The sequence below is a fragment of the Paraburkholderia sp. BL6665CI2N2 genome (genome assembly GCF_004366535.1).
In the GTDB taxonomy this organism is placed as follows: Bacteria; Pseudomonadota; Gammaproteobacteria; order Burkholderiales; family Burkholderiaceae; genus Paraburkholderia.
Map to the genome: position 1 here is coordinate 167285 of NZ_SORC01000003.1, position 15339 is coordinate 182623.

11 protein-coding genes and 1 pseudogene are annotated in these 15339 nt (G+C 59.5%); 8 read left to right on the plus strand and 4 right to left on the minus strand.

Annotation, left to right across the window (positions count from 1 at the left end; translation table 11 throughout):
* Positions 1–20: 20 nt before the first annotated feature.
* Both B0G81_RS42200 and B0G81_RS42205 read right to left on the minus strand, forming a co-directional pair.
* Complete coding sequence (locus tag B0G81_RS42200) at positions 21–704, minus strand: nitroreductase (protein WP_134143967.1); 684 nt, start codon at positions 702–704, stop codon at positions 21–23.
* Positions 705–730: 26 nt separating this feature from the next.
* Complete coding sequence (locus tag B0G81_RS42205) at positions 731–2419, minus strand: AMP-binding protein (RefSeq protein WP_134143968.1); 1689 nt, start codon at positions 2417–2419, stop codon at positions 731–733.
* Between the two features lie 281 nt (positions 2420–2700).
* Here B0G81_RS42205 and B0G81_RS42210 point away from each other — a divergent pair, with 281 nt between their 5' ends.
* The 3 genes and pseudogenes from B0G81_RS42210 to B0G81_RS42220 all read left to right on the plus strand — a co-directional run.
* A complete protein-coding gene (locus B0G81_RS42210) occupies positions 2701–3381 on the plus strand; it encodes a TetR/AcrR family transcriptional regulator (protein WP_120298546.1) in 681 nt (226 codons plus the stop codon).
* Between the two features lie 715 nt (positions 3382–4096).
* Positions 4097–5785, plus strand: coding sequence for a tannase/feruloyl esterase family alpha/beta hydrolase (locus tag B0G81_RS42215; protein WP_134143969.1), 1689 nt, complete (start codon positions 4097–4099; stop codon positions 5783–5785).
* A 40-nt stretch (positions 5786–5825) separates the two neighbouring features.
* Positions 5826–6013, plus strand: a pseudogene (locus B0G81_RS42220) (IS6 family transposase); the annotation flags it as partial.
* Between the two features lie 682 nt (positions 6014–6695).
* Here the strand turns inward: B0G81_RS42220 and B0G81_RS42225 are convergent.
* Together B0G81_RS42225 and B0G81_RS42230 are read right to left on the minus strand one after the other, a co-directional pair.
* On the minus strand, positions 6696–7745 hold the full coding sequence (locus B0G81_RS42225) for a porin (RefSeq protein ID WP_134143970.1): 1050 nt from the start codon (positions 7743–7745) through the stop codon (positions 6696–6698).
* A gap of 379 nt (positions 7746–8124) precedes the next feature.
* Complete coding sequence (locus tag B0G81_RS42230; RefSeq protein ID WP_243856926.1) at positions 8125–8811, minus strand: TetR/AcrR family transcriptional regulator; 687 nt, start codon at positions 8809–8811, stop codon at positions 8125–8127.
* A 413-nt stretch (positions 8812–9224) separates the two neighbouring features.
* Here B0G81_RS42230 and purU point away from each other — a divergent pair, with 413 nt between their 5' ends.
* From purU to B0G81_RS42255, 5 genes are read left to right on the plus strand one after another with little or no spacing between them, the layout of a single operon-like run.
* On the plus strand, positions 9225–10097 hold the full coding sequence (gene purU, locus B0G81_RS42235; RefSeq protein WP_106286186.1) for a formyltetrahydrofolate deformylase: 873 nt from the start codon (positions 9225–9227) through the stop codon (positions 10095–10097).
* Between the two features lie 36 nt (positions 10098–10133).
* The gene (locus tag B0G81_RS42240; protein ID WP_134143971.1) at positions 10134–11384 is read left to right on the plus strand and encodes a sarcosine oxidase subunit beta family protein; all 1251 of its coding nucleotides are present in this window, start codon (positions 10134–10136) and stop codon (positions 11382–11384) included.
* A 12-nt stretch (positions 11385–11396) separates the two neighbouring features.
* The gene (locus tag B0G81_RS42245; protein ID WP_131240828.1) at positions 11397–11708 is read left to right on the plus strand and encodes a sarcosine oxidase subunit delta; all 312 of its coding nucleotides are present in this window, start codon (positions 11397–11399) and stop codon (positions 11706–11708) included.
* Positions 11695–14694 carry a sarcosine oxidase subunit alpha family protein gene (locus B0G81_RS42250; protein ID WP_134143972.1) on the plus strand — a complete coding sequence of 1000 codons (3000 nt, stop codon included), beginning with the start codon at positions 11695–11697 and terminating at the stop codon, positions 14692–14694. Before B0G81_RS42245 ends, B0G81_RS42250 begins: the two co-directional genes overlap by 14 nt.
* A complete protein-coding gene (locus tag B0G81_RS42255) occupies positions 14687–15280 on the plus strand; it encodes a sarcosine oxidase subunit gamma family protein (RefSeq protein ID WP_120298540.1) in 594 nt (197 codons plus the stop codon). The genes B0G81_RS42250 and B0G81_RS42255 overlap by 8 nt, the downstream gene beginning before the upstream one ends.
* Positions 15281–15339 lie beyond the last annotated feature (59 nt).

Consider the following 15339-nt stretch of genomic DNA (forward strand, 5'->3'; position numbering starts at 1 on the left):
ATGCGCCCGCAGGCCATGTGTCAGTTCCTGTGGTATGTCGTGAATTCGGCGGCAGGAACGCGTTCCGTTCGCAGTCTGTTTTCATTGGCCGAACAGTCCTCGTAGCCGAGGGCCATGCCCGAAAGCAGGATCTGCTCCTCTGGGATACCGAGGACCCTGTGGACAATGCTGCCGTACTCGCACCATGCCTGCTGTGGGCATGAAGCGAGTCCGATGGATTGCGCCGCAATCATGACGTTTTGCATGAACATACCGCTATCAAGCCAGGAGCCGGCAAGAAGGTATCGATCCATCGTGAAAAACAGACCGACTGGCGCACCGAAAAAGGCGAAATTCCTAAGCATCGCTTCTTTCCTGGCTGCACGATCGCCTTGGTCGATGCCGTAAAGTCCGTAGAGATCGAGGCCCACCTTGCGCCGACGTGCAAGGTGGATGTCCTTCAATGTTTCGGGCATGTACGCATACTCATCACAACGCTTGCCTTCCCGAGCTGCGGCAGTCACAGCATTGGAGAGTCGGGTCTTCGCGTTACCTGTCACTACATGCACATGCCACGGCTGGATATTGGTGCCGGATGGTGCCCTGGCGGCCAGGTTAAGGATGGCTTCCACGTCCGCGTCAGCAACACTCGTGTCGAGGAATCTCCTAACGGAGCGACGTCGCGCGATTGCGTCGGCTGCATTAAACGAGGGCGCTGCATTCATCGTCGCTATATACCGTGTTGGGATTGTCAGACCAGCGTCGTACCGGACCGAGCGTCTGCGATCTCCTTCTTGCGTGCCTCGCGCAATACAAATCGCTGGACCTTCCCGCTCGGTGTTTTTGGGAGTTGCTCTACAAAATGAACGCGGCGAGGATAGGCGTGAGCTGCATAGTGCGTCTTTACCCATTGCTGGATTTCCGCCTCAATGACAGGCGCCGGCGTGTACGAATGGCGCAGGACGACATAAACCTCGAGGACTTCTCCCCGAACCTTGTCAGGTACCGCGATCACGGCGCACTCTCCAACGGCCGGATGCGCCGCAATGACGGACTCCACTTCAAACGGACCAATCCGATATCCCGCCATGATGATGACGTCGTCCTCGCGCGAGGAGAAGAAAAAGTAGCCGTCCTCGTCTGCACGGCCCAGGTCGCCCGACAGGTACCATTTGCCATCGCCGGTGAACTTCTCGGCGCTCTTCGAAGGGTCTTTTTCATAACCTCGAAACCATGCCAGGGGACTATCCTCCACGACGAAGGCAACGCGGCCGACCTCACCAGTTGCAATCTCGGTGTCTTCATCCCGGTCAAGCACAACCGCCTTCCACCCTGGAAGTGGAATGCCCATGGACCCCTCCTTGACCGGGCCAGCCAGGCGTTCGTCATGATGGTTATTGATGAGCATGCCTGCCTCCGTCTGCCCGTAATGATCGAAGACCTGCACACCAAGTGCACCCACTGCCCATCCGTTCACGTCCGGAGTGAGCGGTTCTCCTGCGCTGGAGGCGCACCGCAATTTCAGGCCAGCGGGCGGTTGATGTTCGGAACAGAGCAGAGACCGGTAGACCGTCGGCGCTGCAGCGAAGTTGGTGACATTCCGCTCGGTAAGGACTCGATAGGTGGTCTGCGCATCAAAACCAGCCTTAAGAAGAACGCTCTGGACGCCGGTGCAAAGCGAACCCAGAATGCCAAAATAGAGCCCGTATGCCCAACCCGGGTCGGCGGCGCACCAATAGACATCGTCGTGCCGCAGGCCTATGCCGAACTCGACATAGGCGTGAAACGATGCAAGCGCGCGGGTTGGAACGACCACGCCCTTTGGGCGACCGGTCGTGCCTGATGTATAGATATGAATGAACGGAGCATCTCCGCCGAGCGCAGCCGGCGTTACCTGCGGACTGTCAGCCTCGACTACTGACTGGAAGCTGCAGAAGAGTCCGTTCGTTATATCCCCGTCTGAACCGCCAATTACAATCACCCGATAGGCCGGGGTTTCCGGAACGTTCTCATCTGGCAGCAGTTTGGATAGCTGCGTTGCGTCGCAAATAACTACCTTCGTGTTGCTGCCCGACAACCGCAGAGCGATGGCAGGGGTGGCAAACGCGGTGAAGAGCGGAACATGTACTGCGCCGATTCTCCAGATACCCATCAAAGCGATAAGGTATTCCCTGCTTTTCCCGGCAAGTGTTGCGACACGATCCCCGGGGCTCACGCCAAGCGATGCGAGTCCCGCAGCGAACGCTTGCGACTCCCGTTTCAGATCGTTGTACGTCAATCGTTCCACCGTGAGGTTTGCGTCGACAATCTCATACGCGACACTTTCAGGATCGTGTCGGTCGCACAGTAACCAGGCAAGGCTCGCGTTCCCATCGCCGTAGGTGCCACGCAGTTCATGTATTCGTTTTGCTGTGTCCGTGTGCGACGCGCTTAGATCCATCTCTATCTCCTGACGTTTGCCCCGACATTCGTGATAGCGGTGTTTGCTATTAAGCGAATCACAATTACAGTTAACGATATGTGTCGGTGGGGAAACTGTCAATTGAACCGGCATCAGTATTAACACCGAGCGAAGACTCCCGCAAAGCCGAAGTCGTTTTCGGGATCGGGCGACCCGTCATGACATAATGCGCAGGCGACTCCCGCCCGTCATAGGGTCGTGCCGCTTTGTCGCGGTCCAACGCCGGAAAGCCCGAGATAGAGAAAAACTGCGGAACTGGAATGCAACACTTAGCTGGCGTGCCGCGCGTGCGCATCCGTCGTCGCGGAGCAGACAAATATCCGTTGATCCTCAAAGCGGCGCGAGGGCTTGTTGCCGAAGCTGGGTTCCGCGAAGCTCAGATGTCGTCCATCGCCGACGCGGCAGGGATAGCAATTGGGACTCTGTATCGCTACTTTCCTTCGAAGACCGAGTTGATGGTCGAGATCGTGAAAACAACCGCGCAACGGGAGGTGGACGTTGTGGCTGGAATTGCGATGCGTGACGGCACCGCGCGTGAACGACTTGGCGCTGCAGCGTGGACGTTCGCCTCTAGAGCTTTGCGTGGTCGACGCCTCGCCTACGCATTGGTAGCCGAGCCGGTCGAACCGGATGTCGAAGCAGCCCGTCTGATCTATCACCGTGCATTGTCACGGGTCTTCAAGACCATCATCGAACAGGGAATATCGGCCGGAGAATTCCCCCTCCAAAGCGCGGGATCGTCAGCGGACTGCATCGTCGGCTGTCTGTTTGAGGGCCTGGTGGTACCGCTGACCAATAACCCGCCCAACGATGGTCAGGAGATGACCACTCATGCAACTGCGATCATTAGCTTCTGCCTGCGGGGCGTCTCCGGCAGTCCGTTAGCTTTCGAGCCTGTGGACGATACGATCGCCCTCGTTCCGCGTTCCAGCCGCCCTTAGGCGAACCTGAATCCCGCCGTTCTGCTGGCTTGGCGACGGCGGTCCTCGGGCACGCTCGAGCAACGGTTCGCGACGATCCGCGCGCGCAGTGGAGGCCCGGGGAAGTCAAGCCAGCGCACCGAATGGTCGGTGAGCGCGAAAATGACTGAGCCTCCAGCGAGGTTATCGGGTACGGCAGCCCTAAATAGGCAACCCATACGTGCCCTGCGGTCGGCGCGTCATCGTTTGCGCCTGACGTTCCGCGAGCATATCGCTTCCAGACTCAGTGAAACGAGCCGTCGCACCTGCGTTTTCTCTCTCCTGCTCCCCTCCAAAGGATGCACCCATCGGCCTTGCGTCCGCACCCTGTTTCTTTGCGGCTCGCCGTTAAACAGATCCCTCCGGACATCAGGCGAGTTCAGCGCGGACGCAATCAAATAGCGCATCCTCGCTCGATGTGGACCGAAACCCCGCTGAATCTCTCCCATGCAGGCGGATGACTCATATTCTGGCGCGTCCATGCGTATCAGAAGCAGAAAGTCGGTGGCCAGTCACGGGTTTGCCCCAACTCGGATTTTCTTGACACTTAACGAGTCGCCTCGTACCTTAAATGAACGCAGGCTCGCTTAAGAGCGTGAAATGACTGACACTGCTTCTGCATTCACTGGCTCGAACAGGCGAAAAATTAATAAACCCGTGGCAGGAAAGTCACGGTTAGAACTATTTGGAGACGTGAATGAAAACTCGGTTAGGAATCGACCGTACCTGGGCGATTGTTAGTGCCCTGGCAGTGGTATCAGCTGTGATTACAGCGGGCTGCGGCGGCGGCAATGACTCCAGCTTGGCTAGCACGGCTGTAAAAACGCCCGCATCGATGTGCAGTGAGTTGGCTGGCATGACCGTTCCACCGGCCTCGATCGGGTTGCCCACGACCGGAGCGACCATCTCGTCCGCGACATTCGTATCAGCAACGGCCTCCGGTAATACGAGCGGCGAGTACTGCAAAGTGCTCGGCAATATACATCCGGTGGATTTCCAGGCGCCCGATATTCGCGTGGAGATCGACCTGCCGACCAACTTTAACGGCAAGTCCGTTCACTTCGGAGGCGGGGGCTTTGACGGGTCCATTCCGGCTACAGCGGGCGCGCCCGTCGATGGGTTCTCTCGCTCAGCCGAACCCGCAGGTGTTACAACCCCATTGCGCAGAGGTTATGTGACTTTCGGGAGCGACGGTGGCCACGTCGGAAACTCCTTCGATGGTTCCTTTGCAGCAAATGATGAGGCACTCGCCAACTACTCCGTGGACCACATTAAGAAAACGCACGACTTTGCAGCCTACGTCGCGAAGGCACGGTACGGCTCGGCGTTTGCCCATAGTTATTTCATCGGGGGATCAGGCGGCGGCCGCCAGGCTCTGATCGCTGCGCAGCGGTTTCCAATGGACTACGACGGCATTATTGCGACGTACCCCGCGTCCGGAATCACGGGACTATGGCTTCAGATGGGCAGAATTTCCAAAGCATTCCTGTCCCCGGGCGGATACGTCAACGCTGCCAAGGGGGCGGTACTTCGGGCAGCGGTCATGAAGCAGTGTGATGCGCTGGACGGCGCCACCGATGGTCTGATCAGTAACCCGTCAGCTTGCGTCTTTGACCCGAAGATCATCCGCTGCCCGGGCGGAGCCGACACCGGTGACACCTGCCTGTCCGACACGCAGATTGCTACGGTGACGACTGCCGGAACACCCTTAAGCACCAGTTTTGATCTGGCAAACGGAATCCGGTCTTTCCCGGCATACAACGTCTTCTCCGGGTCGGACTTCTGGTCCAGCGGTGCATGGGGCGCCTCGGCTGCCGATGCCACGATCGAACCCGGCGTGAACGGCAAAACTTCTTTTTTCTATACGTTCTCTAACGATATGCTCAGGTTTGCAATTGCTCGCGATCCTAGCTTGAGCATTCTCGGGTTCGACCCTGCGGATCCTGGGCCACTGACAGCACGTGTCCAGGCCATAAGTGCGCTCATGGATAGCACGAGCACTGACTTGACACAATTTCAAAGTCGCGGCGGCAAGATAATTCTGCAGCACGGGCAAGCCGATCAGTTCATTCCGGCTCAGCTGACGATTGATTACTATAACCGCCTGGTATCGCGGTTCGGTCAGGGTCCGCTCAGTCAGTTTCTTAAGTTCTACCTGGTACCAGGAGCGGCGCACGGTTCCGGCGGCCAGTTCAACGGTTCGTACGACGGTCTGACCGCCCTGGACAACTGGGTCACGAACGGGACGGAGCCGCGCAATCTGACGATTACCGACCTTAGCCCGCCATCTGCCGGACGTACTCGGCCAATGTGCGAGTATCCGCAGTGGCCAAAATACGTCGGCGGCGACCAGAACCTTGCATCCAGTTTCATTTGCTCAAACTAGTGCGGTCGTCAATGTGACCTCGACCCATGGGTCCGAGCGGTTACCCGACCAAGACCATCGAGCGATCAAGCGTCGCCGCGACCCATGCTGGGGCTCAAGAATTTTCGCTGCGCCCGCATTCTTCTGGGCGCCATCAAGGTCATGCATATGATCAAGAAAGGGCAGATGAAAGGCGCCGGAGAACGCCGTGCTTCTGCTGCCCAGCAGTTCCACTTGCTTGCAACTTAAGAAATACCAGGCATTGCGCTTTCGTCCATCTCGATTCCCTTATCGGAACAAAACCCTTTGGGCTGTCGGCTGAGATTCGACAGGCGATGCTAGAGACACTCCTGACCGGTGGAAGTCTGGACGGAATCGTCTACGTTATTGGACACTACGCGTGCGCCGAGGCATCGATCTTGACGGACGACCTCCAATCGTTGACCGGCACCGCGGTCAGTTCAACGATCGCGTCGGTATTCCCTGCGAGGGGGAAGCACATCCACGAATCGCATGAATCCCATCAAATCGTCACGCCTCTCTCGGGGGGCGACGGATCCGGCCGCAACCGATCCTCGTATCAGGCGAAAATGTTGGCTGGGTCTGCGGAGTGCCCACCGCGCCACCGCATGACTTTGCCACATGGCCCTCAGCGCATGTGCCGTCGCTTGTGCTCTCAGTTACCTTGAAAATCGCGCCGCCATGCAGGCTAGGGCCGAAGTAGGCGGCGAGATATTATGGGACTTGCTGGAAGGGTCGCCGAACGTAAGATTGACCGAGATTGGACGCACGAAAGGTCTACGCCGGACACCGAAGCAGAATGGGATAACAGCATGATTCGACAGACGCAGCACGTTTCTCACGAGATTCCAATGCGCTCCCTAGTTCCGGAAACCAGGTGCAACGAACTGCTCCTGTTGAAAGCATGGCGCTAGAACTTATGGCGCAGACCTACGCGCGCCGCAACCTGAGTCGACGTGCTCGATACTGACCCATAGCCGGCTTGAACCTGAGCACCATATCCGTAATCGTGGCCAAGCGCGCCAACGAGATAGACGTCCGTCTGTTTTGAAAGAAAATAGTCCGCGCTCAACGTCAATTGATTCGCGCTTCCCACGTCGTTATTCCGCTTCTGGAACTGATAGCCGGCGGCGAGCGAGAGATCGGGTCGCAGCGTATAGGCCGCGCCTCCTTCGAACGTTGTCGCTCGCTGCTTTGCTCCGCTGGAAAGTTGAACGTCGGTGACAAGTCCGAATATTCGAACTTTGCCGATCATATACGCGGTGCCCGCGGCGTATTCCACTGAATTTGCTGAGGTCGTGACATTGTGAATCGCCATGTATGCCAGGGTTGCGCTAAACGGCCCATGATCGTAGCTGACAGAGAAATTGGTGCTGCTGTTGGTCCCTAACGAGCCAGCGATATTGCCGAAGCCGTACATCGCACCAAATGAAAATCCACCAAAATTCGGCGACATGTACTTGACCGAATTGTCGACTTCGTCGCCCCACACGCGGTTGTCGAGCGTGTATCCGCCCGCCGCGTTGGTTGGCAGGCTCCACGCAAGCAATCCGGCAGGCGTATTCGATGCCACGGCATAGGCCGGGAAGATCCAGCCGATCAGGTCATACTGGCGTCCCATGGTCAGCGCGCCCCACGGTCCTGACAAGCCGACGTATGACTGAAGACCAAACATGCGACCACCTTGCCCGAGCTTGCCGTTGGCGAGCACGAATCCGTTTTCGAGCACAAAGTCCAGCCTGGTTCCGCCGCCGAGATCCTCGGCTCCCTTCAGTCCCCAGCGGTCTCCTTGCGATGAGCCGGAGATAAACTGCAGCGCGCTGCCGTTGCCTACGGAACCGGTCAGGTTGTTGGTGTAGGTGATGCCTGCATCGATCAAACCGTAGAGCGTCACCGATGATTGCGCATGGGCCATACCACAGAAGACAAGAGCGCAAGCCAAAGCGATTTTCTTACTCATATGTAATCCTTATTATAAAATCAAGACCGGGGCTTTTGCTACGACAACCTAATGCGTCAGGCGTCCGGATTCTTCGGTCATGTCCCTGCGGAATAACCTAGCCTGACAAGGGCGATTCGAATCAATTCCGGATTTCGGGACTAACCCGCCCCTCCCCCATCAAGCGGATATTGTTCGCCGGCTGTTACATGTCGCGATGACCTAACCGGCCCGCGGTCGCATATGACGTCCGCTTAGCCCGCAAGCGAATTAGAGTTAGCCAAAACAAATGGGGCAATCGAAAAAAGCGAATGCCTTGCATCAGTTTTTGCATGCCACGCCCCGACGGCGAGCCCGTCATTTTGACTGGCAAAAGTATCGGCGCCGCTGACCTGCGGCTTCAGGCGGCGGCCTTTCGCGACTTGCGCGCGGGCTTCGGGGCAGTCGCGCAGCCAGATTTTGCAGGCGTGCCGGCCTGAATAATCATCCAGCTCAGCATTTGCAGTTGACCGTCGATTTCTTCAGTCGACACCGTAAATACGTTCAGCACGCCCATTCCGCGCAGGCTCGCGAATACGAGGCCGGCACAATGGCGCGGATCCGGACAGGAAGCCACGATTTCGGGGAAATGCTCGACAAAACGGTCGAAAAATACGGGGTCATTGCGTGCACGGCCGACCCCGATGCGGGCGAACAGTTCCGGCGAAGCTTTGCAGCCAAAGAACAGGCTCCACGCAGCGACGTAGCTCGGCGCGCCGTACATGGAATGCCACGCCGCCTGTACGAATGCCTTTGCCCGCTCTTCCAGAGGAAGCGCCGGCGACGGCCACACGCTGCTGTCGTCGGAAAGGGGCGCCATTACCTCATCGATCAGACGCTCCATCAGTGCCTGCCGGCTGCCGAAGTGATGCTGCAACGCCCCGAGTGTCACCCGGGCTCCGCGAGCAATGTCCTGCAGATTGGCGCCCTGAATCCCCTTCTTTTCCAGCAACCGGAGCGCTGACCGGATGATCCGGCTTTGCGTGGCATGACTACGCTCTTCCTGCGTTCTACGCGAAGACGCCGGTCGGGATGCAAGTGTTGGCACGCTGTGTTTCCTGGGCTCGGATTGCGATCCGCCCATTCTACCTTGTCATCTGGACCATGTAACACCGCGCGAAACCTCACACCAGGAAAGGCGCCGACACGATTCACAAACAAGTAACATTAAATTTTTATTGTTTTATTCGAATCACGATGCCTATACTGCCGCCATACGCAGAGTCAGGGACATTGCGGTGTGGCTGCGAGAAGTCGACCGATGCCGTCCGCATGAAGACGGCGCCGGTCGCTTCCCTCGCCAACTAACAATAATTTTTTATTGTTAATTGTTACCGGTCTTGCACCGCGCTGGTTGTCCAGCACGTCCCTGTCACTGCCAGGAAGCGCCGCTCCCTTGGGATCAATGCGGCTTATCAATCATCGCAGCCCATATGCATGGGACCAGGCAGGACCGCAAACATGATCAATGCAAACGACTCCTCTTCCGTGCAGTACCTGTTTACCTTCCGATGCCCGGACCGGCTCGGCATCCTCTCGAAGGTTTCGGGTTTGCTTTTCGAGCAAGGCGCTTTCGTCACCGAGTCATTTCATTACGGTGATCCGCAAACCGGGACTTTCTTTGCCCGGATGGTGTTCAACGACCAGTTGCTGAAATCCTCGATCGACCATTTGAATGATGCATTGACTGAACTCGCGTCGGACCTGGACATGAGCTTCGCAATCCGGCGCGCGGATTACCGGCCGAAAGTGCTCATCGCCGTGTCGCGATACGATCATTGCCTGAACCTGCTACTCACAAAGTGGCGGGCGGGCGCACTCAAGGTTGAAATTGTCGGGGTTGTCTCGAACCACGACGATTGTCGTGGCCTTGTCCAATGGTATGGCATCCCCTTCCATCATCTTCCGGTCACGCCGGCGACCAAGGCGGAGCAGGAAGCGAAAATTCTCGATCTTTTCGACGAAAAGCATGCGGAGTTGCTGGTACTCGCCCGCTACATGCAGATCCTGTCCGACGGCATGAGCCGCCGCCTCGCCGGCCGCGCAATCAATATCCATCACTCGTTCCTGCCTGGCTTCAAGGGGGCACGGCCGTATCACCAGGCGCACGAACGCGGCGTCAAGGTAATCGGCGCAACGGCACACTATGTGACTGAAGACCTCGACGAAGGCCCCATTATCGCGCAGGAAGTCAAGCCGATCGACCACGCCTATACGGCGGAAAACATGGTGCTCGTTGGCCAGGACACGGAGGCGGTGGCGCTCGCCAGCGCGGTGCGTCTGTTCAGCGAAGGCCGCATCTTTCTGAACGGCAATCGTACTGTGATTCTGTAAGCGACGCCGTCCGGCGTCACGCTCCTGAGGTGTTGCGTGGAAAAATATTCATTCTGGGCTATCGCCAAACATGCGCTGTCGGGGCATCGCAAATGGGCACCGGCGTGGCACACCCGCCCGCCCAAGGCGCACTACGATGTGGTGATCATCGGTGGCGGCGGGCAAGGTCTTGCCACGGCCTATTACCTCGCCAAAAAGCATGGCATTACGAATGTCGCCATCCTCGAAAAGGGCTGGCTGGGTGGCGGCAATACGGGGCGCAACACAACGGCGATCCGCTCGAACTACTTTTATCCCGAAAGTACCAATTTTTTCGAGCATTCACTGCGCCTCTATGAAGGCCTGAGCCGTGAACTGAACTACAACGTGATGCTAAGCCAGCGTGGCGCGCTGACGCTTGCTCACAGTCCTCATCAGATGGACATGCTGGAGCGCTGGTCGAATTCGATCCAGTTGCAGGGCATCGACGCGCAGATGATGGATATCGGCCAGGTCAAGGACTTCATGCCCTTGCTCGACACCAGCGCCGGCGCCCGCTTCCCGATTCTCGGCGGATTCGTTCAGCGCCGAGCCGGCGTAGCGCGCCATGATGCTGTCGCGTGGGGTTATGCGCGTGCCGCCGACGCGCTCGGCGTGGACATCGTGCAGAACTGCGAGGTGACGGGGATCGTGCGTTCCGGCAACCGGGTGCGCGGCGTCGAGACGAAAAGTGGTGTGATCGCGGCGGACAAAGTAGCCATCGCAGTAGCCGGTCATTCTTCGCTGCTCGCGAGAATGGCCGGCATGACGCTCCCGATCACCAGCGGTGTGCTGCAGGCCATGGTCAGTGAGCCGGTCAAGCCAGCACTGGGCGGACTGGTGGTGTCGCCGGTCGTTCACACCTATGTGAGCCAGTCGGATCGCGGCGAAATCCTGATCGGCGGGCGCGCCGACAGCTACCCCTCGTATGGCCAGCGCGGCAATCTCCCCGCCCTGGAGGATACGCTGAGCGCGGTGCTGAACCTTTTTCCCTCGTTCAGCCGCCTTAAGCTGATGCGCCAGTGGGCCGGCATTGTTGACATTTCTCCTGATTCGAGTCCCATCGTCGGCAAGACACCGGTGACCGGCCTCTACATCAGCACGGGCTGGGGCACCGGCGGCTTCAAGGCGATTCCGGCCGGTGGCGACACCTTCGCTTACACCATCGCGAACGATCGCCCTCACCACCTGATCGCACCATTCGGACTCGATCGCTTTGCCAGCGGCCGCTTCATCAACGAAGCGGCCGCAGCTGGCGTCGACCATTGAAGGGAGAGACGCATGTTACGCATTCCGTGTCCCTACTGCGGCACTACCCGCGACGAGGAAGAGTTCACCTTTGGCGGTCCGTTCGATCGCACGCGCCCTGGTGATCCGCAGCAATTGAGTGATGAAGACTGGGCCGACTATCTGTTCACGCGCGACAACGTGCGCGGCCCGGCGCCCGAACGCTGGCGGCATACGTTCGGCTGCCGCCGCTGGTTCGGCATCGAGCGCGATACCGCCAGTCACAAGATCACACGCGTCCTGCCGATAGCGCGCGCCAGCGCCCAGGACACGACTTTGCAGGGAGGCATTCATGAAGCAGCGTAAGCGCATTGCGCCGTACGATGCGCCAGCGGGAATCGCGCGCAAGCCACTGGGATTTACGTTCGACGGACGTCACTACGTCGGCCTTGAAGGCGACACCCTGGCTTCAGCGTTACTGGCTAACGGAATCGACATCGTGGGCCGCAGTTTCAAACTGCACCGGCCGCGCGGCGTCTTCAGCGCAGGCGTCGAGGAATGCAACGCACTGGTGCAACTCGAAGCGGGCGGCCTGGACGAACCTAACGCGCGTGCCACCCTGGTCATGCTTTATGAAGGCCTGCGCGCCACCAGCCAGAACGCGTGGCCTTCAGTTCGCTGGGATCTGCTCGGCTTGCTCGATTTGTTTCAACGGGTCTTGCCGGCTTCGTTCTATTACAAGTCGATGATCTGGCCGAACTGGCATATGTATGAGCGTGTGGTACGCAGAATCGCAGGGCTCGGCAGGGCCCCGACCTCCCGCGATGCGCAAACCTATCAGAAGCGCAATCTCCACTGCGATGTGCTGATCTGCGGCGGCGGCCCGGCTGGCCTTTCGGCTGCGCTCGCGGCCGGGCAACGCGGCGTACGCGTGGTGCTAGTCGACGATCGAGATGCACCCGGCGGCGCGCTCCTGCACGAGCAGATGCGGATCAACGGTGAATCGGCAGGCCGTTGGGTTGAACGGGTCGTGGAGCAACTGCGGGCACTACCGAACGTACAACTGTTGACTCGCACCACGGTCAGCGGCTATTACGAAAACAATTTTCTGGCTGCCGCAGAGCGCATTGCCGCTCCCGTGCGGGCGCAAGATCGCACTGGCACGCTGCGTGAGCGCCTGTGGCGGATCCGCGCCTCAGCGGTCATTCTCGCCACAGGCGCCCTTGAACGGCCACTCGTCTTTCCGAACAATGACCGCCCCGGCGTGATGCTCGCGGCAGCGGTACGGGCCTATGTGAACCGCTTCGGCGTTGTGTGCGGTCAGCGCGTGGTGATCGTGACGAACCATGACGACGCATATCGCACCGCGATCGATCTGCACGAAGCCGGCGTGCGCGAACTTTCGGTCGTCGATACGCGGGCGAACGTCGACGAGAAGCTGCAGCAGTGTCTTCACGAGCGAGGCATCGCTCACTATCCGGCACATGGCATCGTCGCCACTCAAGGCCGTCGCAAGATCACAGCTGTACGACTCGCACGACACCTCGGTGGCGGGCAGCTGGGCGCCGCCATCGTCACCCTTCCCTGCGATCTGCTCGCGATGTCGGGTGGCTGGACCCCGACCGTGCATCTTTTCAGCCAGGCCGGCGGCAAGCTGCGCTACGACGAAGCGAATCTGTGCCTCGTGCCGGACGGTTGTGAGCAGCAGGTGCGCGTCGTCGGCGCAGCAAACGGGAAGTTCACACTGGCCGGCTGCCTCGCCGACGGAGCGCGCGCCGGCCGGGAAATGGCAGAGCCGTCCGGCGGCGCCCACGACCTGTCGACCGGCGCGCCTGTCGTCGATACCGGCCTCGACGAGACGTTGCGCATCGAGCCGTACTGGTACACACGCGGCGCCCGCACCGACAAACAGTGGCTCGATTTTCAATACGACGTCAAGGTGTCGGACGTGGAACTCGCGCTTCGCGAGAACTACGTGTCGGTGGAACACGTGAAGCGCTATACGACCGGCGGCATGAGCATCGATCAGGGCAAGTCGGGCAACTTCAATATTCTCGCCGTGATGGCGGAATTGACCGGCAAGCCGATACCGCAGGTCGGCACGACCCGGTTCCGCCCGCCTTATCAGCCTGTCACGCTCGGCACGTTTGCCGGGCCGACCGTCGGCGAACGTTACGCGCCGTGGCAGACGTTGCCCGCCCACGCGTGGCACGCGGCACAGGCGGCGCATTTCGGCGACTACGGCTGGCGCAGACCGGAATACTATCCGCGCGAAGACGAAGGGATTGCCACGGCAACGCTGCGCGAGGTGCTGGCCGTGCGTCACGGCGTCGGACTGTTCGACGGCTCGCCGCTCGGCAAGATCGAACTCAAGGGGCCAGACGCCGCCGCGTTTCTCAACCGCGTCTACGTCAATAATCTGGCAACGCTCAAGCCGGGCTTTGCGCGCTATGCCATGCTGAGCAACGACAACGGCGTCCTCATCGACGACGGTGTTATCGTTCGCCTCGCCGACGATGATTTTCTCGTGCACGCCACGAGCGGCGCGGTCGCACGGGTCTTTCTGCTTTTCGAAGAGTATCTGCAGTGCGAGTGGCCGGAACTTCGCGTACACGTCACCAACGTGACGACGCAATGGGCTAACGTCACAGTCTCGGGTCCCAAGGCGCGCCAGGTGCTGCAGAAGATCGAGTCGGATATCGATTTCGACGCAGACGCCTTCGTGCATATGCAGTTCCGCTCCGGCCATTTTGCAGGTGCGCCCGCCCGCATATTGCGGGCGAGTTTTACCGGCGAGGTCACATTCGAAGTGTCGGTGCCCGCGCGTTACGCGCAGTCCTTGTGGCAATGCATAAGCAACGCGGGCGCCGAGTTTGGCATCACACCCTATGGCATCGAGGCGCTTGAAGTCATGCGTACCGAGAAAGGCTACCTGCATATCGGCAGCGATACCGACGGCAGCTCCAACGCACTCGACATTGGCTGGGGCAAGATCATCGACAAAAAGACCACCGACTTCATTGGGCGCCGCTCGTTGCAACGGGCTGCCGATTGTGGCGACGCGCGCCTCCAGTTCGTGGGGCTCGAATCGCTAGTGCCCGACGTGCCGCTGCCGGTGGGCGGCCATTTTATCGACGAAGCCACGCCGCACATGCCGGTCAAATCCCACGGTTACGTAACTGCCGCCTGCATCAGTCCGATGCTTGGCAAGGCAATCGGGCTCGGCATTCTGCGCAACGGCTCCGCTCGCCTCGGCGAGCAGGTCCACATCTATGCCAAGGGCAAAGTGACGACCGCGCGCGTCGTGCCGCCCGCCCATTTTGATCCGCAGGGAGAGCGTCTGCATGGCTAAGCTCGAAGCAGCAATCTACGTGACACGCCAATGGGCGCCACCTGAGCGGTTTCCCGTCCGCGGCCCGACGCTTTGCGTCGACGAACAGCCGCTTGGCGGCATCGTTCGACTGCAAGGCGATGCTCATGACGCCGATTTCGCCGAGGCCATTGGCGACGCCACGGGTCTGGCGCTGCCCACGCCAGAGCGTTTCGCCACGCGCGGCGAAACCTGTCTTGCCTGGTCCGGACCGACCGAATGGCTCTATTTCTGCCCGCTCGACGATGAACAAGCGCATCTGCGCGCACTGCGCGCAGCATGCGACGGCCGCTTCGCGACGGCCACGCTCATCTCCGACAGCCGCACCGGGTTCCTGGTGAGTGGCGCAGATTCGGCATCGCTGCTTGCCAAAGGCAGCGCAGTCGACTTTTCCTCCGTGGCCTGTCCCATCGGACGCGTGGTGACGACACGCTTCGCCGGTTTGCCGACGATGCTCCTGCATCAGGGCAACAACGACTATCTGGTCTACGTCGATGCCTCTTACGCCGCCTTTCTGGTGCACTGGCTGATCGACGCCGCGTCCGAATTCTTGCCTGGCCAGGCATGACGGTGTGGGTCTGTTATTCGGCCTTGCGTCTAACCGCGTCAGCTCTTTTACTTCTGGAC

Coding starts and splice junctions, on each gene's coding strand:
- B0G81_RS42200 (WP_134143967.1), bottom strand. CDS start 704: ATGAATGCAGCGCCCTCGTTTAATGCAGCCGACGCAATCGCGCGACGT.
- B0G81_RS42205 (WP_134143968.1), bottom strand. CDS start 2,419: ATGGATCTAAGCGCGTCGCACACGGACACAGCAAAACGAATACATGAA.
- B0G81_RS42210 (WP_120298546.1), top strand. CDS start 2,701: ATGCAACACTTAGCTGGCGTGCCGCGCGTGCGCATCCGTCGTCGCGGA.
- B0G81_RS42215 (WP_134143969.1), top strand. CDS start 4,097: ATGAAAACTCGGTTAGGAATCGACCGTACCTGGGCGATTGTTAGTGCC.
- B0G81_RS42225 (WP_134143970.1), bottom strand. CDS start 7,745: ATGAGTAAGAAAATCGCTTTGGCTTGCGCTCTTGTCTTCTGTGGTATG.
- purU (WP_106286186.1), top strand. CDS start 9,225: ATGATCAATGCAAACGACTCCTCTTCCGTGCAGTACCTGTTTACCTTC.
- B0G81_RS42245 (WP_131240828.1), top strand. CDS start 11,397: ATGTTACGCATTCCGTGTCCCTACTGCGGCACTACCCGCGACGAGGAA.
- B0G81_RS42250 (WP_134143972.1), top strand. CDS start 11,695: ATGAAGCAGCGTAAGCGCATTGCGCCGTACGATGCGCCAGCGGGAATC.
- B0G81_RS42255 (WP_120298540.1), top strand. CDS start 14,687: ATGGCTAAGCTCGAAGCAGCAATCTACGTGACACGCCAATGGGCGCCA.